At 45.1% G+C, this 23,290-nt stretch carries 20 protein-coding genes, 1 tRNA gene and 1 pseudogene; 14 read left to right on the forward strand and 8 right to left on the reverse strand.

What is annotated here, in order from left to right; all coding sequences use genetic code 11:
• Positions 1-14 precede the first annotated feature (14 nt).
• Entirely contained in the window at positions 15-1,712 is a 1,698-nt protein-coding gene (kdpA, locus tag AB5542_RS07790) for a potassium-transporting ATPase subunit KdpA (protein WP_087422079.1), read from the reverse strand.
• 402 nt (positions 1,713-2,114) lie between these two features.
• Positions 2,115-3,467: a sigma-54-dependent transcriptional regulator gene (locus AB5542_RS07800; RefSeq protein ID WP_279040355.1), complete on the reverse strand. Its 1,353-nt coding sequence runs from the start codon at positions 3,465-3,467 to the stop codon at positions 2,115-2,117.
• 195 nt (positions 3,468-3,662) lie between these two features.
• Between AB5542_RS07800 and AB5542_RS07805 the strand changes: the two genes are divergently transcribed.
• From AB5542_RS07805 to AB5542_RS07865, 13 genes are all read left to right on the forward strand, one after another.
• Entirely contained in the window at positions 3,663-4,439 is a 777-nt protein-coding gene (locus AB5542_RS07805) for a polyphosphate polymerase domain-containing protein (protein ID WP_340279675.1), read from the forward strand.
• Positions 4,423-5,103, forward strand: coding sequence for a DUF4956 domain-containing protein (locus tag AB5542_RS07810; protein ID WP_118305825.1), 681 nt, complete (start codon positions 4,423-4,425; stop codon positions 5,101-5,103). The genes AB5542_RS07805 and AB5542_RS07810 overlap by 17 nt, the downstream gene beginning before the upstream one ends.
• Before the next feature lie 4 nt (positions 5,104-5,107).
• A complete protein-coding gene (locus AB5542_RS07815; protein WP_279040359.1) occupies positions 5,108-5,773 on the forward strand; it encodes a DUF2490 domain-containing protein in 666 nt (221 codons plus the stop codon).
• 4 nt (positions 5,774-5,777) lie between these two features.
• Entirely contained in the window at positions 5,778-6,950 is a 1,173-nt protein-coding gene (locus tag AB5542_RS07820) for a sensor histidine kinase (RefSeq protein WP_279040361.1), read from the forward strand.
• On the forward strand, positions 6,947-7,675 hold the full coding sequence (locus tag AB5542_RS07825) for a LytR/AlgR family response regulator transcription factor (protein ID WP_279040363.1): 729 nt from the start codon (positions 6,947-6,949) through the stop codon (positions 7,673-7,675). The genes AB5542_RS07820 and AB5542_RS07825 overlap by 4 nt, the downstream gene beginning before the upstream one ends.
• A gap of 6 nt (positions 7,676-7,681) precedes the next feature.
• Positions 7,682-9,673, forward strand: a complete 1,992-nt coding sequence (locus AB5542_RS07830) for a carbohydrate-binding domain-containing protein (protein WP_279040365.1) — start codon at positions 7,682-7,684, stop codon at positions 9,671-9,673.
• A 375-nt stretch (positions 9,674-10,048) separates the two neighbouring features.
• On the forward strand, positions 10,049-11,332 hold the full coding sequence (locus tag AB5542_RS07835; RefSeq protein WP_118308520.1) for a site-specific integrase: 1,284 nt from the start codon (positions 10,049-10,051) through the stop codon (positions 11,330-11,332).
• Positions 11,333-11,399: 67 nt separating this feature from the next.
• Entirely contained in the window at positions 11,400-12,698 is a 1,299-nt protein-coding gene (locus tag AB5542_RS07840; protein WP_009038176.1) for a YhcG family protein, read from the forward strand.
• Positions 12,699-12,703: 5 nt separating this feature from the next.
• Positions 12,704-13,738 (forward strand): hypothetical protein, encoded by a 1,035-nt coding sequence (locus tag AB5542_RS07845; RefSeq protein WP_009038175.1) that lies wholly within the window; start codon positions 12,704-12,706, stop codon positions 13,736-13,738.
• A 226-nt stretch (positions 13,739-13,964) separates the two neighbouring features.
• A complete protein-coding gene (locus AB5542_RS07850) occupies positions 13,965-14,273 on the forward strand; it encodes a DUF3853 family protein (RefSeq protein ID WP_005856031.1) in 309 nt (102 codons plus the stop codon).
• 14 nt (positions 14,274-14,287) lie between these two features.
• A complete protein-coding gene (locus tag AB5542_RS07855) occupies positions 14,288-15,364 on the forward strand; it encodes an AAA family ATPase (protein ID WP_009038174.1) in 1,077 nt (358 codons plus the stop codon).
• Positions 15,365-15,577: 213 nt separating this feature from the next.
• Entirely contained in the window at positions 15,578-16,534 is a 957-nt protein-coding gene (locus AB5542_RS07860) for a toprim domain-containing protein (RefSeq protein ID WP_118308521.1), read from the forward strand.
• Positions 16,535-16,750: 216 nt separating this feature from the next.
• A complete protein-coding gene (locus tag AB5542_RS07865; protein ID WP_217734229.1) occupies positions 16,751-18,154 on the forward strand; it encodes a mobilization protein in 1,404 nt (467 codons plus the stop codon).
• 103 nt (positions 18,155-18,257) lie between these two features.
• Here AB5542_RS07865 and AB5542_RS07870 read toward each other — a convergent pair whose 3' ends face one another.
• The 3 genes from AB5542_RS07870 to AB5542_RS07880 all read right to left on the reverse strand — a co-directional run bounded on the left by AB5542_RS07870 (position 18,258) and on the right by AB5542_RS07880 (position 20,123).
• Positions 18,258-19,223 carry a CfxA family broad-spectrum class A beta-lactamase gene (locus AB5542_RS07870; RefSeq protein WP_004319679.1) on the reverse strand — a complete coding sequence of 322 codons (966 nt, stop codon included), beginning with the start codon at positions 19,221-19,223 and terminating at the stop codon, positions 18,258-18,260.
• A gap of 238 nt (positions 19,224-19,461) precedes the next feature.
• Positions 19,462-19,546 (reverse strand) — tRNA-Ser (locus AB5542_RS07875).
• 79 nt (positions 19,547-19,625) lie between these two features.
• Positions 19,626-20,123, reverse strand: a complete 498-nt coding sequence (locus AB5542_RS07880; RefSeq protein ID WP_118305437.1) for a YdcF family protein — start codon at positions 20,121-20,123, stop codon at positions 19,626-19,628.
• A gap of 104 nt (positions 20,124-20,227) precedes the next feature.
• On the opposite strand from AB5542_RS07880, the gene AB5542_RS07885 reads away from it, so the two are divergent.
• A complete protein-coding gene (locus AB5542_RS07885; protein ID WP_340279651.1) occupies positions 20,228-21,091 on the forward strand; it encodes a nitroreductase family protein in 864 nt (287 codons plus the stop codon).
• Positions 21,092-21,115: 24 nt separating this feature from the next.
• On the opposite strand, the gene AB5542_RS07890 is transcribed toward AB5542_RS07885, so the two are convergent.
• The 3 genes and pseudogenes from AB5542_RS07890 to AB5542_RS07900 form a co-directional block, all read right to left on the reverse strand.
• On the reverse strand, positions 21,116-21,865 hold the full coding sequence (locus AB5542_RS07890) for a GNAT family N-acetyltransferase (RefSeq protein ID WP_340279650.1): 750 nt from the start codon (positions 21,863-21,865) through the stop codon (positions 21,116-21,118).
• A 48-nt stretch (positions 21,866-21,913) separates the two neighbouring features.
• The gene (locus tag AB5542_RS07895; RefSeq protein WP_340279649.1) at positions 21,914-22,474 is read right to left on the reverse strand and encodes a sugar O-acetyltransferase; all 561 of its coding nucleotides are present in this window, start codon (positions 22,472-22,474) and stop codon (positions 21,914-21,916) included.
• A gap of 200 nt (positions 22,475-22,674) precedes the next feature.
• A pseudogene (locus AB5542_RS07900) lies at positions 22,675-23,290 on the reverse strand (YbjN domain-containing protein); the annotation flags it as partial.

Consider the following 23,290-nt stretch of genomic DNA (forward strand, 5'->3'; position numbering starts at 1 on the left):
TTATAATTCAAATTCTAAAATGATAAATAATCAGCGATAGGCCCTAACGTCAATGCCGGGAAGAACGACAAGGCTGCCACGATAAAGATTACGAGGAAAGTCATGACGGCAAAAGTCGTCGTGTCCGTCTTTAGCGTACCCGCGCTCTCCGGGATAAACTTCTTACTTGCCAGCAACCCGGCAATGGCCACCTGACCGACAATCGGGAGGTAACGTCCCATGATCAGCACGATACCGCACGTGTAGTTCCAAAAATAGGTGTTATCGCTCAATCCCTCGAAACCGGAACCGTTATTGGCAGCCGAAGAGGTGTACTCGTATAGCATCTCGCTTAAACCGTGGAACGAAGGGTTATTCAGCCAAGCTCCCGCCAGTTCGGGATTGTGAGCCGCCAAAAAACTAGCTATCGCCGTGAACAACAAGATAAAGAACGGGTGAGCCAATGCCACGATCATGGCGATCTTCATCTCTCTCGCTTCCACCTTCTTCCCTAGGAACTCCGGGGTACGCCCGACCATCAATCCACTGATAAACACGGCTATGATGATAAACACGTAGTAATTCATGAATCCCACTCCGACACCGCCGAACCAACAGTTTATCATCATGTTCAACATCGTGAACATTCCCGTGATGGGAGTCAGGCTATCGTGCATACCGTTCACGGAACCATTGGATGTTACCGTAGTCACCTGGCTCCACAGGGCCGTACCCGCGGAACCGATACGGATTTCTTTACCTTCCATGCTTCCCAGCTCTTGGGCTATTCCCAGCTCGTTGATCTGCTCACTGCCTCGCATTTCAAAATAATGAGCGGCAAAAACACCCACAAGGAAGGCAAATAACATCACTCCGAAGATCGTGTAGGCTAACTTTTTGCGTTTCAAGTAGAATCCTAGCGCAAACACCATCGCCATCGGGATAATTAATATCGACCAACATTCCGTCATGTTCGTCAGGAAAGTCGGATTCTCCAAAGGATGGGAAGAATTCACCCCGAAATAACCACCGCCATTCGTCCCTAACTGCTTGATTGGCACGATGGCAGCCGTCGGTCCCTGTGAAATCATCTGGGTCTGTCCCTCCAACGTGGTCACTTCCATTTTCCCGTCAAAGCCCATCGGAACACCTTCTATGATCAAGATAAAACCAACAACCAAAGCTAACGGTAACAAGATTCGGGTACAACTCTTCACGAGCAACGCCCAGAAGTTACCGAAATCCCGTGTCGTTTTGGCAGCCATCGCCCGGAATATCCCGGCCAACGCGGCCATACCCGTGGCGGCAGTGATAAACTGAAACAACATGATCACGAACAACTGGGTGAAATAAGTCAATCCCGATTCACCGCTATAATGCTGCAAATTACAGTTTACCATGAAACTGATACAAGTGTTGAACGCCTGATCGGGTGTTTGTCCCACATTCCCATCCGGGTTCAACGGCAGATGCCCCTGGAAGACCAAAAGGAACATCCCCCAGAAGAACCAAAACAGGTTGATCGTCAACAATGCCACCAAGAATTTCTTCCAGTTCATTGACTCTTCCGGGTTTATACCGCCTAATTTAAACATCCATCTCTCCACGGGAGCCATAAAATCCGTCCATACACGCTCCCCTTTGTACACTTTTGCAATGTAACGTCCCAACGGGTAAGCCAGTACCACCAACAGGACGATCTGCAATACACTACCTAGAATCTCTGTATTCATTTCTTATTTTATCTAAAATTTCTCGGGCCGAACCAGTACATACATCATGTACCCGAACATCACCACACTAAAAATAAATAATACCGTAAACATCTTTTCCTCCTTTAAATCTTCTCAAACCAATCAATACACTTAAAGAAAAACCAGTAACAGACGACGCCTGTCAGACACAAGAAAATAAATGATAATACCTGTTCCATAATTTCATATATTAATTCAATAATCTTTGCCCTTGTGATACCAATGGTATGCCACATGAAGGAACAATTATTATAACCATCTATGAAACAAGAATATAAACATCTTTATTGGAATGGATAAAAGACAAGAAACCCTACCAAAATGAAAAGGTCATCCTTTCATTTCGGTATAGCAAAACGGAAAACAAACGAACGATACTTGTTATTTGTCTCCCAACCCGTATTCCTCGATTTTACGGTACAAAGTAGTTAACCCGATACGCATCAACCGGGCAGCCTCCGTCTTGTTGCCCCCCGTGTGTTGAAGAACCCTCCGGATATGATTCTTTTCGATATTCGCCATATCAAAATCGGAAAATCCTCCCGTTTCTCCCGCGGCCGGGACCGGACGTCGCAATTCAAGCGGCAGATCATCCACCGTCAACTGCCCCTCTCCCGCGATCACGATACTCCGTTCCACCACGTTACGCAATTCCCGGACATTTCCATGCCAGCCGTAACGTTTCAAACATTCCATGTAATCCGGATGAATCTCCAACCCCTTCTTCTTCATCTTCGCCCCGAAATATTGCACGAAAGCCCGCGCGTACACTTCTATATCCTCCACCCGTTCCCGCAATGGCGGTAACGGAATACAGAACACGGAAAGCCGATAATATAAATCCTCCCGGAAATGCCCGTTCCCGATCTCTTTTGTCAAATCCCGGTTCGTGGCAGCGATCACCCGCACGTCCACCTTCGTGGGTTTCGTATCTCCTATTTTAATAAATTCACCAGCCTCCAGAATACGCAGCAACTTCGCCTGCAAATCAAACGCCATTTCCCCGATCTCATCCAAGAATATCGTGCCGTGATTCGCCTCTTCGAACAATCCCTTTTTGTCCTTCAAAGCGCCCGTGAAAGAACCCGCTTTATGTCCAAACATCTCGCTCTCCAGCAATTCCTTGCTGAAAGCCGCACAATTCACCGCCACGAAAGACTTCTTGGCCCGTTCGCTATTCCGGTGAATCGCCTGCGCGAACACCTCTTTCCCCGTTCCGGTTTCCCCCGTTAATAGCACGGGGACATCCGTCACGGAAACCTTCTTTGCCAGCGCAATGGCCTCCCGGATTGCCATTGAACTCCCCAGAATCGTGTCAAACGAGTATTCCCGATCCACCGGAATCTCCGCCTGACTCTCCTGCTTGGCCTTTGCCACTTGATCCATAGCCCGACTGATCAACGGGATAATCCGGTTATTATCATCCCCTTTCGTGAGATAATCAAATGCCCCGTTTTTGATCGCCTGCACCCCGTCGGGAATATTCCCGTGGGCAGTCAGCATGATCACCTCCACCAGCGGCTTTGTCCGCTTGATCTCCGCAATCAACTCCACCCCGTTCCCGTCCGGCAAACGCACGTCACACAACACCACGTCCGGATCGTGCAAAGCCAATTGCTTTAACCCGTTCTTGCAGGAATCCGCCTGGAAGACCTCGTACCCCTCCAGCCCTATGATCCGGGATAATAATCCCCTTAATTGATCTTCATCGTCTATAATCAGTACTTTATTCATAAAACGCCAATATGGGTACGAAGATACAATCATTTTATTACATTAAAAAGAACACGGGTTTTCAAAAACGACTTTCACCTAAAAACCAATAGATAACATTCGCCTATTCGTAGATAAAAAACGGCTCTTTATTGATTATTTTTCAGAATTATCACGATCTATCTTACTTTTACTCAACAAGCAAGAAAAAACATCATGTTCATCAACTTACAAATAGGACCCCAACTTTCCCGTTTCACCCCCATCACGCTGGATGAAATGGAAAAGGTACGCTTGATGAACCGGATAGATACAAAATTTATTACAAATTCGACAAATTGGTTACACCTTCTTCCGTGTTTTGAAAAAGACTACCTCGTGCAGGAAGTCATGGGCAGGCGCATCGCATCCTACCATACCATTTATTATGATACACCCCACAACGCGATGTACCTCGCCCACCATAACGGGAAAAAGAGCCGGGAGAAAATCAGAATACGGGAATATGCCGACACCCGGCAAACCTTTTTAGAGATCAAAGACAAGAGTAATAAAGGCCGTACCGACAAAAAGAGGGTCCTGTTACCGGAAACACGACAAGTTATTTGCCCCGCGGACAACGACTTTCTGAGCCGTCATACCCTTTTCGGGACTGACGAACTACGGCCCTGCCTGGAAAACTATTTCGAACGAGTGACTCTCGTCAACCGGGATAAAACGGAACGCCTGACGATAGACACGAACATCCGGTTCCGTAATCTTCACACGGGTAGGGAGCAATCCCTTCCCGATCTCGTGATTATCGAGCTGAAACAGGACGGCAACTGCCCGTCACTTGCCCGCCAGCTACTTGCCGATCATCATATTCACCCGGGCGGGTTCAGTAAATTCTGTATCGGCTCCGTGCTGACTGATCCGGCATTAAAACAAAACCGATTCAAACCTATCCTCATACAAATTAATAAAACCTTGAATTATGAACTCTTTTCTTGACCTCACGGAAGACCTGCTATCCGAAACACCCTTGATAGACATGGCAGACCTCTGGCAACTCTTGTTCCGGTTCGTCTTCAACTTTATCGTGGTCGGAATCATCATTCATTTCTTCTACTACCCGAAAAGCAAACGCCGGGACTACTACTTCACGTTCACCCTAATCAGTATCAGCGTGTTCTTCCTCATCTTCCTGCTCGGCAGCGTGAAACTGAAAATCGGTTTCGCTCTCGGTATTTTCGCCATCTTCGGGATCATCCGCTACCGTACAGAATCCGTGCCTATCCGGGAAATGACCTACTTGTTCACGATCACGGCTTTGTCCGTTATCAACGCCCTGTCCATCCAAGTGGGCCTCACCGAGATGCTCGTGACAAACGCCATCTTCCTGCTCGTGACCTGCCTGTTGGAAAGCGAGAGATGGCTGAAACACACGAGTAGCAAACTGATTCTTTACGACCGGATTCAACTTATCACACCCGACAAACGGGAAGAACTCATCGCAGACCTCTCCGCCCGCACGGGGCTGCACATACAAAAGATCGAGATCGGACATATCGACTTCCTTCGGGACGCCGCATTCATCAAAGTTTACTACGAATCGGACAGCCGGGAAACAAACACCGTGGATCATTTAACCAAATTCCCAAAAGAAGGAGAATAACACCATGCGCTACATCACGATCATAATATTATTACTTTCAGTCCTGCCCCTGACGGCACAAGACAACCTAGAGAATTCATTTAGCATTGAACTCTCCAAAAAGATATTCCCAAAGTTCACGATCACGCTGGAAGAAGATTTCCGCCTCCGTGACAACTTCCAAGAAATAGATCGTTTTTCAACCACGCTAGAAATTTCTTATCGGGTCTGCAACCACCTGAAAGCGGGCGGCGCGTACAATCTAATTAACTACAATCATCCCTCCAAAGATTGGGAAACGCGCCACCGCTACTATTTCTATCTCACGGGTTCCTACAAATTACATCGTTTCACGTTCTCCCTGCGGGAACGTTTTCAGAGTACCTACCGGGTACACGTGAAAGAAACGGCAAAACGGGCAAATCCAAAACTTTACCTCCGTAGCCGTCTGAAAGTAGAATACGACATACGCCGGTCAGCCTTCGAACCGTTTGCCTCCATCGAATGGTACAACACGCTGAATAACCCGCAAGGCAACAGCATGGATCGCCTGAAATACATCATCGGCAGCTGCTATAAACTCAATAAAAAGAACGCCCTTCAACTGTATTACCGTTACGTGAACTTCACGGATGACGACGAATCAAACGGGAAACAGATGCTAGGATTAGGTTACACGCATAAGTTTTAATACCATGAAAAACACCGAACAACGACAAAGAATACTGGAAAACTTAGTTTACGCACTGGCATGGATCATCGTATTCGCCGTTCCCGTATTGCACTTCGACCGGGAAACAGGCCTTAACTGGGACGACATTTCACGGGAATGGATGATTATTCTTCCTTTCTTCATGCTCTTCTGCGTTCACAACTACCTCCTGTTACCCTTTTTCCTGCTGGATAAGAAACCGTGGCAATACCTCATTGTCACGCTGGGAGTTATCCTTGTGATTTTCATATATAACCCATTTGAAACTCGCCAAACAATCCCCCATCCCCGGCCATTTACCGAACGTCCGTTTGAAAACGCTCCACGCCCCGGAGAAAGAGGCCCCGGCGGTGAACGTTTCGCCCCCCCGTCCGGTGAACAAATGCCCCTACCGGAAAAGAAGGAACAAATGCAGCCTCAACAAGCGAAAAAGGCCCCGTTTAAATTCAAGGCCCCATTCCCTCGCAATCCGTTTTTCAACCAACTCCTGCTGGCTATTCTCATGGTTGGATTCAACGTAGCAATCAAACTTCTGTTCAAATCCATCCGGGACGATCGCCACTTGAAAGAACTGGAAAAACAAAACCTGCAAACCGAACTGGAATATCTGAAACACCAGATCAACCCGCATTTCTTCATGAACACGCTGAACAATATTCACGCCCTGATTGACGTTGACACGGAAAAAGCCAAAGAATCGGTGATCGAACTCTCTAAAATCATGAGATACATCCTCTATGATTCAAGTCAACCGATAATCTCTCTCCAAAAAGAAATCACGTTACTGAACAATTACATCGCCTTGATGCGGATTCGCTACACGGACTCCATCGACATCAACGTAAATATAGCGGACAACCTGCCGGACGTGCAGATCCCGCCACTTCTTTTTATCTCGTTCATAGAGAACGCATTCAAACACGGGATCAGCTACCAGCATCCCTCATTCGTTCATATCATGCTGGAAACACGGGAAAAAGAACTCTCATTCTACATCGTGAACAGCAATTTCAGTGACACCCGTAACCCTTCCGGTATCGGGCTGGAAAACGTGACCAAACGGCTCCAACTACTCTATGGTGACAAATACATCTTGGAAACCCGTGCCGAAGAAAACTCGTTTAGTGTAAACCTTATTATTCCAATAGAATCATGATCAGTTGTATTGCTATCGACGATGAACCCCTCGCCCTGCGAAAACTGGGTGACTATATCAAGAGAACCCCATTTCTTGAACTGGAAAGTTCATGTTCCAGCGCACTGGAAGCCATGCGGGTTCTCTCGGAAAAGGAAATAGACCTGATGTTTATCGACATCAACATGCCCGATCTCAGCGGTATGGATTTCGTGAAATCTCTGGTCCGAAAACCGATGATCATTTTTACCACGGCCTACTCGGAATTCGCGCTTGAGGGGTTCAAAGTCGATGCAACCGATTATCTGTTAAAACCATTCAATTATCAGGACTTTCTCCACGCCGCCGACAAAGCGAGGTTGCAACACGAGTTATTCTCACGCCCTCTCAACCGCAGCGAGGAAGGCGAAAACCCCGATAGTCTCTTCGTGAAAGCCGATTACAAGATGATCCGGATAGATTTCCGGGACATTCTCTACATCGAGGGACAAAGCGAATACGCCCGGATTTTTCGGGAAAACCAACCACCCGTCATGACACTTCTCAGCCTGAAAGCAATCGAGGAACGGCTACCCACCAACCGTTTCATGCGAGTGCATCGCTCCTATATCGTACATCTCGACAAAGTGAAGGAAGTTGCTCGCAACCGGATCATTTTCGCCCCGGACACCTATATCCCCGTGGGCGACCAGTACAAGGATAACTTTAACCGATTTCTTGATACAAATTCGTTAATCAAAAAATAAACTACCATGAAAAAATACGTGTACCTTGCCCTATTCATTGCTATTGACATCGCTTGGGCATGTAGCAAATCGGATACAGACCTTCCGGATCTTGTTGATGATCCGGAAGAGATTACCATCAACGACGTACTGGAATCTGATCCGGAAGACTTCGTGGAAAACGCCACGTTTACCTCTACCGTCACGATCAAGTACTCCGGGAATAATGCCACGGTTTCCTCCCTCCCTACGGGAGTAAGTGTATCATGTAACGGGGCCGACGTGACAATCACCTCTTCCATTGATCAAGTAGAATACATCTTGTCGGGAACCTCTCCTGACGGAATGTTCAAACTATACAGCGATAAAAAATTCAAACTGACACTAAACACCGTAAATCTGACTAACCCCGACGGTCCCGCCATCAACATACAATCGGGTAAACGAGCTTACGTCGTACTACCCGACAACACGACGAACACCCTCACGGACGGAACTTCCTACACCTCTTCCGGCAGCGAGGACATGAAAGCCTGTTTCTTCAGTGAAGGACAATTGGTCTTTAGCGGTACCGGTTCGCTGAACATCACCGCCAACTACAAACATGGCATTTGTAGCGATGACTACGTGCGCATCCGGGCAGGCGTTACTCTCTCCATACAGCAAGCCGTGAAAGACGGCATCCATGCTAATGATTACGTGCTGATAGATGGAGGTACACTCCACATCAACGCCTCCGGTGACGGGATTGAATGTGAGAAAGGCTGTATCGAAATCAACGGGGGAGAGATCACAATAAACAGCACGGACGACGGGATTGTCGCATCCTGCGAGGACAATGATTACACGATCTCCCCTTTCATCAAGATTAACGGGGGAAACCTAACGATCACGACGAGTGGGCAAAAAGGTATGGCAATAAAAAGCGAAAGTAACACCACCATTAACGGCGGGGACCTCCGTCTCGCCGTCTCGGGCGAGGCCTCCAAGGGAATCAAATCCGGGGGACACGTCGTGATTACCGGGGGTACATTAGACATTACCACCACGGGCAACGCCTTCTACGAGAGTAATGACATATCCTCGGCGGCAGGCATAAAATGTGACGGCAGTTTTAAAATAACCAATCCCGGAACCACTCTAACGATCACCAGTAGCGGCTCCGCGGGTAAAGGCATTAACTGTGACGGAACTCTCACGATTGAGAATTGCACGGTAAATGTGACAACCACGGGTAAACCTTATATATACGGTCGTCTGGACGCCTCGGCCAAAGGTATTAAAAGCGATGGAAATCTCACGATTAGAGGTAGTAACGTCACTGTTAAAACAACCGGGGGCGAGAATAGCGAAGGTATAGAAAGCAAGGCCACCCTCACAATTGAAAGCGGAACGATAGAAGTTATCGCCTACGACGATTGTATTAACGCGGCGAATGCTATCGTGATCAATGGCGGAATGACCTACTGTTACAGCTCCAACAATGATGGCATTGACTCCAATGGAACCCTCACCATTACGGGAGGTTCCGTGATTGCCTCCGGCACAACCATGCCGGAAGAAGGATTCGATTGCGACCAGAACACTTTTACAATCACCGGGGGAATCATCATCGGAACAGGCGGGAGTACCAGTACCCCAACCACAAAGACCTGCACCCAACACTCTCTCGTTTACGGGACCTCCGGAACCGAAGGACAAATTATAAACATCCAATCTCCAGATGGAACGAGTATATTAACCTACCAATTACCGAGATCATACACACAATTAACCTTCCTATTCAGTAGCCCCTCCCTCGCTGCGAACACGACTTACACCGTAAGCACAGGCGGTAGCGTGGCAGGTGGCACTGAATTCCACGGGTTACACACGAACGCAACCTACACGGGCGGTAGTTCGGTAACAACCTTTACCACAAATTCCATGGTAACCTCTGTTGGTTCCACAAGTGGCGGAGGAGGACGGCCAAACGGACCGGGCAGCTTCGGTGGAGACTGGGGGAGGTTATTACCTTAGGAAAAGATGGGGAGAGAGTCAGCCATTGTATGCTAACTATCTCATTACTTGATTGTTTTCATGGAGAGGGAGGGGTAACTCGAAGTCCTTCAGACTTCTCATGAACGCGTTACGAACCCACCATCCCTTCGTTCGAATCCTTTAAAATACAAAAAGAGAGTCAGCTTTCGTGTGCTAACTCTCTCATTATTTGGTTGTTTTTCGCGGAGAGAGAGGCTCTCGAACCTACACTTTCAAGAAATATCATAAAATTGCAAATCACTGATAATCATATACTATCTAAAGTGCAGAGTAAATCTAAATCTTTCTGAATATCTTTTGCTATTCCAAATATTGGGTGTATATTTGGGTGTAGAATTTCAAACGCACCCAATTATGAATATCAAACGTAACATCATTTTCGCATTGGAGAGCCGAAAAAAGAACGGTGTGCCAATCATAGAGAACGTACCCATCCGTATGCGTGTCATATACGCAAGCCAACGCATCGAGTTTACAACAGGCTACCGGATTGACGTAGCCAAATGGGATGCCGACAAGCAACGAGTGAAGAACGGATGCACCAACAAACTAAAGCAAAGTGCATCCGAAATCAATGCGGACTTGCTGAAATATTATGCCGAGATTCAAAACGTGTTCAAGGAGTTTGAGGTACAGGAAACCATGCCGACCACCCAACAGCTAAAGGATGCGTTCAACCTGCGGATGAAAGATACCAGCGAAGAGCAGCAGGAAGAAACACAGATAAGCTTTTGGGAGGTGTTCGATGAGTTTGTGAAGGAGTGTGGCAATCAGAATAACTGGACGGCATCCACCTACGAAAAATTTTCAGCAGTGAAAAACCACCTCAAAGAGTTCAAGGAAGATGTAACCTTTGAATACTTCAACGAGTTCGGATTGAACGAGTATGTGAATTTCCTGCGTGACAAAAAGGATATGAGGAACAGCACCATCGGCAAACAGATGGGATTCCTAAAATGGTTCCTGCGCTGGAGCTTCAAGAAAGGACATCATCAGAATATAGCATACGACACTTTCAAGCCCAAATTGAAAACCACCTCTAAAAAGGTGATATTCCTGACTTGGGACGAATTGAACAGACTGAAAGATTATCAGATACCGAAAGACAAACAATATCTGGAGCGTGTCAGGGACGTTTTTCTGTTCTGTTGCTTCACAAGCCTGCGATATTCAGATGTTCGCAACCTGAAAAGAAGCGATGTGAAGTCCGACCACATCGAAGTTACCACTGTCAAAACGGCAGACAGCCTGATAATTGAACTGAACGACCACAGCAAAGCCATACTTGAAAAATACAAGGAAGTCCATTTTGAAAACCACATGGCACTGCCTGTTATCAGCAATCAGAAGATGAACGATTATTTGAAAGAACTGGGGGAACTGGCTGAAATCAACGAACCTGTACGGGAAACTTATTATAAAGGGAATGAACGTATAGATGAAGTCACACCCAAATACGCACTGTTAACCACTCATGCAGGAAGAAGAACATTCATCTGTAATGCGCTGGCTCTCGGTATTCCGGCACAGGTCGTAATGAAATGGACGGGGCATAGTGACTATAAAGCCATGAAACCCTATATTGACATAGCAGATGATATTAAGGCTAATGCCATGAACAAGTTTAACCAACTATAAAAGTATCAATCAGTTTCATAGATTATCAGCTATTTGAATTATATTTGCGACAACAATAAACATTAGAATGGAAAATAACAGAGAATATCATATAGGAAAAACGGACTTTGACGCATTTGTTCATGCTGTCGGTTCGGAAATAGAACAGGCGCAAGTCCGGCTGATTACCGCAGCCAATGCGCAAATGCTGTTCCATTACTGGAAAATGGGCAACTATATCCTGTATCATCAAAACTTGCAAGGCTGGGGAAGCAAAATCATCAAGCAACTGGCTAAGGCTATCCGTTTCAATTATCCTGAAAAGAAAGGCTATTCGGAGCGCAACCTTACCTATATGTGCCAATTTGCACGGTCATATCCGCTGAACGTACTACGCAGCTTCATTGATACAGATGCAAGACTGTCTGTTCCAAGCATACAGAATGTTACAGATGAAGTCCTGAAACTAAACAACGGACAATTTACGCAGGAACTTACTGCGCAAATACAATCCGCTGATTGTCAGTCCTTAGAATTTACGCAGGAAGCTCCTGCGCAAATTCAGGATGTGGCGAAAACTGTTTCTGCCATTTACAGAATGGAGATTAAGGAGATAGAAAAATTTTTCTTGACCTCCCCTGTTGCCAGAATAAACTGGGCAAGCCAAATGGTTATACTTGACAGTTCGTTGCCGTTAGGTGTGAGATATTGGTACATGAAACAGTCTGTAGAAATGGGCTGGAGCAGCAATGTGCTTAAAATACAAATTGAAACCAACCTATATAACAGACAAATCAGCAACAACAAGGTAAACAATTTCACAGCCACACTTCCGGCACCACAAAGTGACCTTGCCAATTATCTGTTGAAAGACCCGTATATATTTGATTTGGCAGGAGCAAAAGAAAAGGCAGATGAAAGGGATATAGAGGAACAACTGGTAAAACACGTTGCCCGTTATTTGTTGGAAATGGGCAACGGATTCGCCTTTGTCGCCCGGCAGAAGCATTTTCAAATTGGCAACAGTGATTTCTTTGCCGACTTGATTCTATATTCAATTCCGCTACACGCATACATTGTTATAGAGCTAAAGGCTACCCCATTCAAGCCGGAGTATGCAGGACAGTTGAATTTCTACATCAATGTGGTGGATGACAAACTGAGGGGAGAGAATGACAACAAGACTATCGGGTTGTTGCTGTGTAAGGGAAAAGATGAGGTGGTAGCACAATACGCATTGACAGGCTACGACCAGCCGATAGGTATCAGTGATTACCAGTTGAGCAAGGCTATACCCGAAAACCTGAAATCAGCCTTGCCAAGCGTGGAAGAGGTGGAAGAAGAACTGACATCTTTCCTTGACAAGGACAATAATCCCCAAAATTGAAATCTATGGCAGGAGAGATTAACAAACTGATTCCCCTATATGGAGAACTCAACAGGATATATAATGATTGGGTGACCAATTATGCTTTTTCTTTTGACAAGCAAAAATTCATCACCGATTTTTACAGGCAGCATAATGATACAAAGGCTTTTGAAGCCGCTATCCTTGAACTGATACTTGACAAGCAGAAAGAACAATACACATTGATTCTCAATAGTCTGAAAATCGAAATAGGAAAGAATATACGGGCTTATGAAACAAAACCACTGAATGATGACATCATAAAGCGTGTATGTTTTCACTACGCAGACAGGCGTAATTCTGCAATTAGAGACCAGTTGGAGATTACCACCAAGTTGCACGAACCTTTGAATGACGCATACCACAGGTATGATTTCATTGGTTTTCGGGAGCATACGGACGAAGAAGAAATACAGGCAGAAAAGGAATATGAACGCTGCAAGGCTGAATACGACAAGGAAAAGAAAGAATTGGATAAACTCTATGATCTGCAAAAGCAAGACAGGAAAGAGGCTTTTCAATATATCGAAAACCTTTCCGGTGATGTTTACCGCCTAAGTCTTCTTTTTATGGAAGTCCTGAAAAAATACCTTCCTGATGATGTGGAAGAAAAACGACCGGAGGAATTAGTCGAGCAAAATGCGCCAGAAGAAGTACATAATACACCGGAGGAACAGCATGAATATTTTGACATGAAGCCGCTTTCGCCTATTTATGAAACCTGTGTCGGGGAACAGTTTGAAGCCATTACCATAGCGGACTTCTATGCCAATATAAACCTGTACCCCTGCAAGAACAAACTAAAAATCAAGGCAAGGGAAAAGATACGGGTGTGTTACCTGATATTCCTGATGAGCGAGAAACTATCCAAGCAATACAGGGATGAATGGAGGAGCCAAATATTAAAACTGCTGGATATTGACGAGAGTTATTATCGGTCAAAATACAAAGAGCCAGTTTCCGATTTTCCGAGTGACAGCAACCAAAAATTCGCCAAAGAAATGGAAAGCATATTCTGATAATTCGTGATATATCCTGATACTCCACGAAATTACCACTTTTACCACTCAAATTAATTTTTGAGTGGTATTTTTATTGTCTGATATTTAATAAGATAGCGCAACATCCTATTTATATCATCCACATCCTTACCACTTACAGCCATACCTAATTTTGCATCGTTCGAGAACAGAAATAGCAGCCAGTGCGCAGGGCTGATTGTTTAACGACTAAATAGATTGGACGATGACAAATCTTCAAGAGTTATTATTAAAACCCGTCTGGCAGATGACAGGCGAAGAGTTCATATTCCTAAGCAAACACGCTTCCAACCAAACGGAAGCGCAACCGCAACCTGTAACGGACACAGAAAGGAAGTATGTGTACGGAATACTTGGCATTGCCAAATTGTTCGGGTGCAGTCTGCCAACCGCCAACCGTATAAAGAAAAGCGGAAAGATAGACAAAGCCATTACGCAAATAGGGCGTAAGATTATCGTGGATGCGGAACTTGCCCTTGAACTGGCTGGAAAGAAAACCGGAGGACGAAAATAACGGGAGGGGTACTTATGGACTATATGAAAGATATAAAGGAAATATCGGCGGAAGAAGCCGTAATCCTTTGGCAAGCCTCACGTTTGAGCCTGTCGAAAAGTTACGAGAAAGCACCTGAAATTCTCAAAGTACATAGTTCCGTCATAGGAACATTGGGGAATTTCAGCGCATCCATCGGCAAAGCCAAGAGCAAAAAAACTTTCAATGTGTCGGCTATCGTAGCCGCCGCATTGAGGAATGGTACGGTATTGCGATATGTGGCGGAACTTCCGGAAGACAAACGGAAAATCCTTTATGTGGACACGGAACAGAGCCCTTACCATTGTCTGAAAGTAATGAAACGTATTTTGCGGATGGCAGGGCTTCCCGATGACAGGGACAATGAAAATCTTGAATTTCTTGCTTTGAGGAAATACACGCCTGAACAGCGTATCAGGATTGTTGAACAGGCTATTTACAATACGCCTGACATAGCCCTTGTAATCATAGACGGCATCCGTGACATGGTATATGACATCAACAGCCCCGGTGAATCGACACGCATCATATCCAAGCTGATGCAGTGGACGGACGACAGGCAGATACATATCCACACGATACTCCACCAAAACAAGGGCGATGAGAACGCAAGGGGGCATATCGGCACGGAACTGAACAACAAGGCGGAAACAGTCCTCCTTGTGGAAAAGGACAAGAGCAATGGAGATATAAGCAATGTTTCAGCCATGCACATACGGGCAATGGACTTCGAGCCTTTTTCATTCCGCATCAATGACAATGCTCTGCCCGAACTGCTGGAGGGTTACAAGCCCGAAGCCAAGAAACCGGGAAGACCGGAAGAGGAAAAGTTCGATCCTTACAAGCATATCACCGAACAGCAGCACCGAATCGCACTGGAAGCTGTTTTCGGACTGAAAGAGGAATACGGCTACAAGGAACTGGAAGACACCTTAATCAAGACTTATGTGTCGGTGGGTGTAAAGCTGAACCATAAAAAGGCGGTATCGCTCATCACCATGCTTCGGAACAAACGGATGATAGTGCAGGAGAACGGCAGGAAGTACACGTTCATGCCCGACTTCCACTATTAGCCCGCACCTTGCAATCGCTTCACTTTATTCCGATGGTCTATATATTAGGGATAAAGCGAAGTGGTTGCGGAATGTGGCAAAACCGCTTCACTTTATTACCGTACTCTATATATACGAGAATAAAGTGAAGTGATTATAGACCGTACTTCATAAAGAGAGGTACGGGCGAAAAGAGAAATAAACCAATTCAATTATCATTAAACCAATCGTTTTATGGATATACAGACAGCGAAACAAATCAAGATAGCAGATTATCTGCACAGTCTGGGCTTTTCTCCGGTCAAACAGCAGGGGATAAACCTGTGGTATAAGTCACCGCTAAGGGAAGAAACGAAAGCATCGTTCAAGGTGAATACAGAACGTAACCAATGGTATGACTTTGCACTCGGTAAGGGTGGGAATATCATCGCACTTGCACAGGAACTTTATTGTTCCGACCATGTGCCATATCTCCTGCAAAGAATCGGAGAACAGACACTCAACATTCGCCCCGTGTCTTTTTCTTTTGGCAAGCAATCATTTTCCGAACCAAGTTTCCAACAGCTGGAGATTGTACCGCTTTCATCTCCTGCCCTGCTTGCTTATTTGCAGGAAAGGGGGATAAACATTACACTGGCGAAAAAAGAATGCAGTGAAGCGCATTTCACCCATCATGGCAAACGCTATTTCGCCATTGCCTTTCCCAATGTATCGGGCGGATATGAAATCCGCAACCGCTATTTCAAAGGCTGTATCGCACCAAAGGAAATATCCCACATCAGACAATCTGGAACAGCAAGGGAAACGTGCTATGTGTTCGAGGGATTTATGGACTATCTTTCATTTCTTACTTTGAGAATGGAAAGTTGTCCGAAATATCCCGAACTGGATAGACAGGATTATATGGTGCTGAACTCCGTAGCCAATGTTTCCAAAGCTCTCTATCCTTTGGGGAACTACGAGCGCATCCATTGTTTCTTTGACAATGACCGTGCGGGGATGGAAGCACTCCAACAAATCCGTATGGAATACGGCAGGGACTTATACATCCGTGACGCTTCGCAGACCTACAGCGGATGCAAGGACTTGAACGAATACCTACAGAAAAAGATAGAAAGGGAGAAGCTGGTTCAACCTGTCAAGAGGAAGCAAAATGTATCGGCGAAGAAACCGGGAGGCTTTCGGTTATAGCCCACTATAACTACACGCTTCGCTTTCGTAGTTGTGGGCTCTCCCGAGGGGCTTATGGCTCTGCCCTAAGAACCCGGCAAGGGCTGTCAGCCCTATGCAACCCGACCAAAGAGTGACCCTCTCTTTGGAAACTCCGCTTATGGGTTAGTACCCCTAAGAACCCCTCTGCGAAAGCGAGCAAAACAACCTATCGTAAACAATAAAATCAGAATAGTTATGGCAACTAAATCAAGCATACATATCAAACCTTGCAACATCAAATCAAGCGAGGCTCATAACCGAAGGACTACCGAGTATATGCGTAATATCGGAGAGTCCAGAATCTACATCGTGTCCGAACTCTCTGCCGACAACGAGCAGTGGATAAACCCGGATTTCTGTAGTCCGAATTTACAGACGCACTACGACAACATCAAACGGATGGTAAAGGAAAAGACAGGTCGTGCCATGCAGGAGAAAGAGCGGGAGCGCAAAGGAAAGAACGGAAAAATCATAAAAGTGGCAGGATGCTCGCCCATCCGTGAGGGTGTGCTGCTCATCAAAGCGGACACCACACTGGCAGACGTAAAGAAATTTGGCGAGGAATGTCAAAGACGCTGGGGCATCACTCCGCTTCAAATTTTCCTGCACAAAGACGAGGGACATTGGCTAAGCGGACAGCCTGATGCAGAGGACAAGGAGAGTTTCCAAGTAGGTGAAAGATGGTTCAAGCCGAATTACCATGCACACATCGTATTCGACTGGATGAACCACGACACGGGCAAGAGCCAAAAGCTCAATGATGACGATATGATGGAAATGCAGACTTTGGCATCTGACATCCTCTCCATGCAACGTGGGCAATCTAAATCCGAGACCGGAAAGGAACATTTGGAACGAAATGATTTCATCATTGAAAAGCAGAGAGCCGAACTGCAACGCATGGATGCTGCAAAACGGCACAAAGAAGAACAGATAGGTCTTGCTGAACAGGAACTGAAACAGGTGAAATCAGAAATACGCACTGACAAGCTAAAGAAAACAGCCACCAATGCAGCCACCGCCATAGCAAGCGGAGTTGGTTCTCTTTTCGGAAGTGGAAAGATGAAAGAGCTGGAGCGAACTAATGAAGATTTGCACCAAGAGATTGCCAAACGAGACAAAGGTATTGACACCCTCAAAATCCAAATGCAGGAAATGCAAGAGCGACATGGCAAACAGATACGCAATCTTCAGAGCATACACAACCAAGAACTTGAAGCCAAAGACAGGGAAATATCACGATTGAACACTCTGCTTGAAAAGGCATTCAAGTGGTTTCCGATGCTTAGAGAAATGTTGAGAATGGAAAAACTCTGCGCTGTCATTGGATTTACCAAAGATATGATAGATTGTCTTTTGACAAGGAAAGAAGCTATCCAATGTAATGGCAAGATTTATTCCGAGGAACATAGAAGAAAGTTTGAAATCAAAAACAACATCTTCAAGGTGGAGAAGAATCCGACCGATGATAGCAAACTTGTACTGACCATAAACAGGCAACCGATAAGCGAATGGTTCAAAGAGCAATGGGAGAAACTTCGGCAAGGTTTGCGACAACCAACGGAAGAACCAAGAAAAAGTAGAGGATTCAAGTTATAATAGAAAAAAAAGACAATATAAAAGCACTCTGATAGTTACGAAGTGCTTTTATATTGTATAAATTATATAATGTTTACCATTGAAGCTTCAAAGTAAACGCAACTTAAGGAATTGCCGAATTTTGTATTAATAAAGAATATACGACCTCTGATATATGCGCAACATATTGTGATGCTTGTGATTCATTACCCTTGAAATCCTTAACAAATATCGCTAAAGTATAGCAGACATTATTAGGCAGGCATATATAGGCAACATCATTGTGAGCTGCAAGAATACCATTTTCATTGACATAACCAGAACCCGTCTTATGTGCAATAGAAACCCTTTCTTTATCAAGAAGCGGAGCGACTATTCTATCTGTACCTGTCACACATTCTTTTAATGTATTCTTAATGAAACTTTGCTTCTCACCACTGACAATACTTTCGGTAAACAAACGGTTCATCAACATTGCGGCACCAAGAGGAGATGTATAATTAAAGTAAGCCCTATCGTGGTCAGCCGACATTTCCTCTTCTGTATAAGCTATCTGAAAACTTGAACGAGGAATAAGTGTGGCTATAAAACTGTCAGTTTGAGCAACATTGACCATATCTTTAAACATCAGATTGCTTGCATTATTATCACTTTGAGCAATAGTATAACGAAGTAAATCTCTCACGGTTAATGATATAACCAACTCGGAATAATCTTTCATCATAGGACTCCAAGTCTTTGAATCAAGTCTATTCCTATCTATCTTTACTAAGGTATCAAGTGAAATCCCTTTGTTATCAAAATCATTGCAAAGAGCTAATGCCTGATGAACCTTAAATACACTCATCATAGGATATACACTCTTATCATTAACTTTAACTGTATCTGTGTTATTAATAATAATTGCCACTCCAATTTCACCAGGACAAGCTGATACTATCCGAGAAATGCTATCAGTCAAAACATCTGTCAAAGGTGGATTTGTACTATTATTAGAAGTTGATTTAGAGAACAATAAAAAAACTAAAACTATGATACAAACTAAAGCTATACACAAAATTACAAGGCGTTTTCTTCTACTTTTTTTCATACTACGATTTTTAAACATTATATATTATCATGACAGACCCTGATTTATTATTTACTGCAAAGATACGAAATCTTACGGAAAATGAATTGGTTGTTTTTTTCGTTTGTTCTGTTTTTTATCAAATTATTTTCCGAGCGAATATGATTCGTCTTAAATAAAATAAAAACACCCAACTTTACATTCTTGGGTGTAAAATTGGGTGTTTGTTTTATAATTTGCTGATTTTCAGCGTTTATTGCGGAGAGGGAGGGATTCGAACCCCCGGTACCTCGCAGTACAACGGTTTTCAAGACCGCCGCAATCGACCACTCTGCCACCTCTCCAAATGCGGATGCAAAGATAAAGGAAAATTTAAATCCACAAAAGAAAGAATTTGTTTTTTCTCAAAAATATCCATCCCAATTAATACAGTTTAAAATCCCGATCCCGTAAACTCTTGACGGCAAGTTTCTCGTGTAAAACCAAAGGAGCTAACTCTTCTCCCGACAGACTTGATTTTGCCGGGATAAAAACCACGTGAGGATAGTTCAAAATAAGACCATGTAGTAATTTCACCCGCTCCATGTGAAAATCAGAAGTAACAATGAACAACAAATCCGGCCTTTCCCGCTCGATTATCGGCTTTGACATCCGGAAGTCCTCCACCGTATTCGTGGTCAGCGCGAATTCTAAGAAATCACTTTCCCTTACCCCTCGCTCGATCAAAAAACGTTTTGAATAATAAGCATGAGGATGATTGGTCGTGTTGAAGGATTCACCAAATCCCCCAGTACAAAGAATCTTCACACCATCATTATGAAGATAAAGCCCTAATGTACACTCTAGCCGATCCACCGCCATCGGGCTTAAATTTCCCTGTTCATCATTCGGTGCCCCCAATGTTAAAACGATCTGTTTCATATAATACCCCGGTTAGTTCAAATTTACGATTCCAAAGTTAAAGAATATTCATTATTTTTGTAAACAATACAACGTATTATTAACACAGGCAAAATGACAGAATCATGGACGGAAAATTAAGTATCAACACGGGTACCTGCATTAAATGCGGCAAGTGCGCACGAGTATGCCCTTCACAAATCATCACACAGGAAACAAAAGGCTCCACAGTAAAAGTACAAAACGTAGAAAATTGCATCGCGTGCGGGCATTGCGTGGCAGTGTGTCCTACCAGCTCGGTACTTCATTCCGAATTCCCGCCTGAAAAGGTACACGCATTCAAATACAGTGACTACCCCACCCCCGAACAAATGATGCTCGTGTGCAAAGCCCGCCGTTCGAACAGGGCATTTTCGACCAGACCGATTCCCAGAGAGATGCTGGAACAAATCATCGAGGCCGCCCATCGTGCCCCAACGGCAAGTAATATGCAACAAGTACACTTCACACTGGTAACCGATCCCAAACAACTGAACGCAATCAGTCGTTTCACGCTAGACGTATTTAACTCGGCCGCCAAGAAATTGAAAAACCCGATACTAAAACCCATCTTGAAACGAATTATGCCGGACGCCTACCGTTACCTGCCCGTGTTTGACCGCCTGAACCGGGAGTATGCCAACGGACACGACATGATTCTGCGGGGAGCCACGGCCGCCCTGTTTATCCACACGCCAAAAACCAGTCGTTTCGGAAGTGCAGACGCAAATCTGGCTTATCAGAACGGGTCACTCATGGCGGAATGTCTCGGGGTAAACCAATTCTACATGGGATTCGTCTGCACCGCCATCCATCAGGAAAACAAGGGAACTCTCGCTAATATGCTGGGAATAAACGGCACGATTCATGCCGCCATGGCCCTCGGTATGCCGGAATTCCGTTTCTCCAATTACATTGACAAAAAAGACACGGTAAAAACAGACCTGTAATTTACCACGCCTCCAAACCGAAACTTACTGTTCCTCCAGTAGTTTCTGTAACTTTGCCGGAGTAAGAACTTCTCGGGTATAAAATTTCCCATCCACGAACACGCTATACGTGGTGAGCGGCGCCCGATGATCCCGTGCCATTTCACGAGTCATTATCGGGTGTACCCGCACGGGAACACTTGAAGATTGAATAACCGGATCTAGTAGTTTGATATAGGGCACCGTAAAAGGACATTGTGCCGTGTAAAATATATCTATTCCCTTAACATCATCGCCCAAACCGGCAGAGGCACACGATTTAAAACGAGGAAACGGAGCATTCGGTCTAAACCGTTTTACCAATAATTCGATGCTCGGAACACACGAATCACACACCTCGTACCCGTGCCTGATGAAAAAAGCCTTGTCCGAAAGATACGGTAACTTCTTCTTACCTACCATCACGACCACACCGTTTGTATCCGCAACATCTTCCTCACACGTTTTCAACAACTCCCGACCGTATCCGTGTCCTTTAAACGATCCGGCCACCCACAGACAATTGATGAAGGTGTAGCCGTCCGCCTCGATAGGCACCCAAGCATATTCAGCCGGTAAATACTCGATGAAAACTTTTCCCCGGACATTCAGTTTGACAAACTTCAATCCCTCCTCCATACGACACGCCAACCACTCTTTCTTGGCCTTCACTCCCTCAGCACTTTTCTTGTCAGACATGGCACAACAAATATGTTCCTGTCCTATATTCTCTTGGGTTAAAATCACTTTATCCATATTCTCATTTTGCAGATAAAGATACAACAATTATATACACAATCATCTCTATTTCGGAATTTCCCGGACAACCCGACAAGGATTTCCCACGGCAACCACGTTAGCCGGAATATCCTTCGTCACAACACTCCCCGCACCGATCACCGTGTTAGCGCCAATAGTTACTCCCGGTACAATCGTCACGTTTCCCCCAATCCAGACGTTGTTCCCGATATTTACCGGATAAGCGTATTCCAACCCCGAATTACGAATCTCCGCATCCAACGGGTGACCTGCCGTGTATATGTTCACGTTCGGGGCAAGCATCACGTTATCACCAATCGTCACGGGAGCCACGTCGAGAATCGTACACCCCACGTTCGCATAGAAATTCTCCCCGATGCGGATATTATACCCGTAATCACAATTAAACGGCTGTTCAATCAGAAAATTATCCCCTGTACTTCCTAATAATTCCCGCAAGATACGTTCCCTGATCTCTTTCTCGGAAGGCCGGGTATGATTATAATCGTACAACAACTCTTTGGCCCGAATCCTCTCCGCGTATAGTACGGGGTCCATGGCGTTATACAGCTCCCCGCCAAGCATCTTCTCTTTCTCTGTCTTCATCATTTTTTTACTTTACACAGAGAGGCTGTTCGGGAAGTCTTATCCAGTATCTACAAGCTACCCCCTCCAACTCCCCCTTGCACAGGGGGAGAGCTGATTACCAAGCGGTTTCTCCCCCTGTGCAAGGGGGAGTTAGTGGGGGTAGTTGTTGAAAAAGTGACTTTTTGAACAGCCCCTTTGACTCAATATATTTTCCTCTATCAAGCGTCTTTCTTGGCATACTCGGACAATTCACACCCGAAAGTATCCATCAGGTAATTATCCAGCTCATCTGCCTTGAACGCCATATTCGTGATATTTTTCTGTACCTCGTCTGCAAAATCAGAGAAAATGTCGGAGATATGAATCCGGTAAGACAGATAAATCTGATTACCGTCCAATCCCAATTGATAAGGTTTCACCTCTGCATTCAACAAGTAGGTCAACACGGGTTCGAGATTCTTCTTCGGTAACACGTTGATCGGTGAAGTACAGAACAGGTAAGAACGCTGGTACACGAACATACGGATCTCTGAACTTCCCTTGTGGAACACCCAACTCTCGTAACCGACACGGGCCAACACGGGATTAATTCCCATAGCCTGAATAGCTTCCTCGCAGAAAACTGCCAAGTCGGTCAATGAACGTTCCTGGAAAACATTCGATGGCAACTTATCCCCGCATGACGGGCAATATTCCTCTTCATCGGAAATAAACTCGTCACAACTATTACATTGCACGTTATATACACTTGTATCCAGATCACCGATCTGTTCCAATAACTCACGTAAAGCCGTCACCGGAATACCGAATCCCATGTTATCCGCATCCGTGATC

The organism is Butyricimonas sp. RTP31003st1_G1_RTP31003_210430, from assembly GCF_040920905.1.
Classification (GTDB): Bacteria; Bacteroidota; Bacteroidia; order Bacteroidales; family Marinifilaceae; genus Butyricimonas; species Butyricimonas paravirosa.

Excerpts from the sequence above, each read along its gene's own strand:
- kdpA (WP_087422079.1), bottom strand. The coding sequence starts at position 1,712 with ATGAATACAGAGATTCTAGGTAGTGTATTGCAGATCGTCCTGTTGGTG.
- AB5542_RS07800 (WP_279040355.1), bottom strand. The coding sequence starts at position 3,467 with ATGAATAAAGTACTGATTATAGACGATGAAGATCAATTAAGGGGATTA.
- AB5542_RS07805 (WP_340279675.1), top strand. The coding sequence starts at position 3,663 with ATGTTCATCAACTTACAAATAGGACCCCAACTTTCCCGTTTCACCCCC.
- AB5542_RS07810 (WP_118305825.1), top strand. The coding sequence starts at position 4,423 with ATGAACTCTTTTCTTGACCTCACGGAAGACCTGCTATCCGAAACACCC.
- AB5542_RS07815 (WP_279040359.1), top strand. The coding sequence starts at position 5,108 with ATGCGCTACATCACGATCATAATATTATTACTTTCAGTCCTGCCCCTG.
- AB5542_RS07820 (WP_279040361.1), top strand. The coding sequence starts at position 5,778 with ATGAAAAACACCGAACAACGACAAAGAATACTGGAAAACTTAGTTTAC.
- AB5542_RS07825 (WP_279040363.1), top strand. The coding sequence starts at position 6,947 with ATGATCAGTTGTATTGCTATCGACGATGAACCCCTCGCCCTGCGAAAA.
- AB5542_RS07830 (WP_279040365.1), top strand. The coding sequence starts at position 7,682 with ATGAAAAAATACGTGTACCTTGCCCTATTCATTGCTATTGACATCGCT.
- AB5542_RS07835 (WP_118308520.1), top strand. The coding sequence starts at position 10,049 with ATGAATATCAAACGTAACATCATTTTCGCATTGGAGAGCCGAAAAAAG.
- AB5542_RS07840 (WP_009038176.1), top strand. The coding sequence starts at position 11,400 with ATGGAAAATAACAGAGAATATCATATAGGAAAAACGGACTTTGACGCA.
- AB5542_RS07845 (WP_009038175.1), top strand. The coding sequence starts at position 12,704 with ATGGCAGGAGAGATTAACAAACTGATTCCCCTATATGGAGAACTCAAC.
- AB5542_RS07850 (WP_005856031.1), top strand. The coding sequence starts at position 13,965 with ATGACAAATCTTCAAGAGTTATTATTAAAACCCGTCTGGCAGATGACA.
- AB5542_RS07855 (WP_009038174.1), top strand. The coding sequence starts at position 14,288 with ATGGACTATATGAAAGATATAAAGGAAATATCGGCGGAAGAAGCCGTA.
- AB5542_RS07860 (WP_118308521.1), top strand. The coding sequence starts at position 15,578 with ATGGATATACAGACAGCGAAACAAATCAAGATAGCAGATTATCTGCAC.
- AB5542_RS07865 (WP_217734229.1), top strand. The coding sequence starts at position 16,751 with ATGGCAACTAAATCAAGCATACATATCAAACCTTGCAACATCAAATCA.
- AB5542_RS07870 (WP_004319679.1), bottom strand. The coding sequence starts at position 19,223 with ATGAAAAAAAGTAGAAGAAAACGCCTTGTAATTTTGTGTATAGCTTTA.
- AB5542_RS07880 (WP_118305437.1), bottom strand. The coding sequence starts at position 20,123 with ATGAAACAGATCGTTTTAACATTGGGGGCACCGAATGATGAACAGGGA.
- AB5542_RS07885 (WP_340279651.1), top strand. The coding sequence starts at position 20,228 with ATGGACGGAAAATTAAGTATCAACACGGGTACCTGCATTAAATGCGGC.
- AB5542_RS07890 (WP_340279650.1), bottom strand. The coding sequence starts at position 21,865 with ATGGATAAAGTGATTTTAACCCAAGAGAATATAGGACAGGAACATATT.
- AB5542_RS07895 (WP_340279649.1), bottom strand. The coding sequence starts at position 22,474 with ATGAAGACAGAGAAAGAGAAGATGCTTGGCGGGGAGCTGTATAACGCC.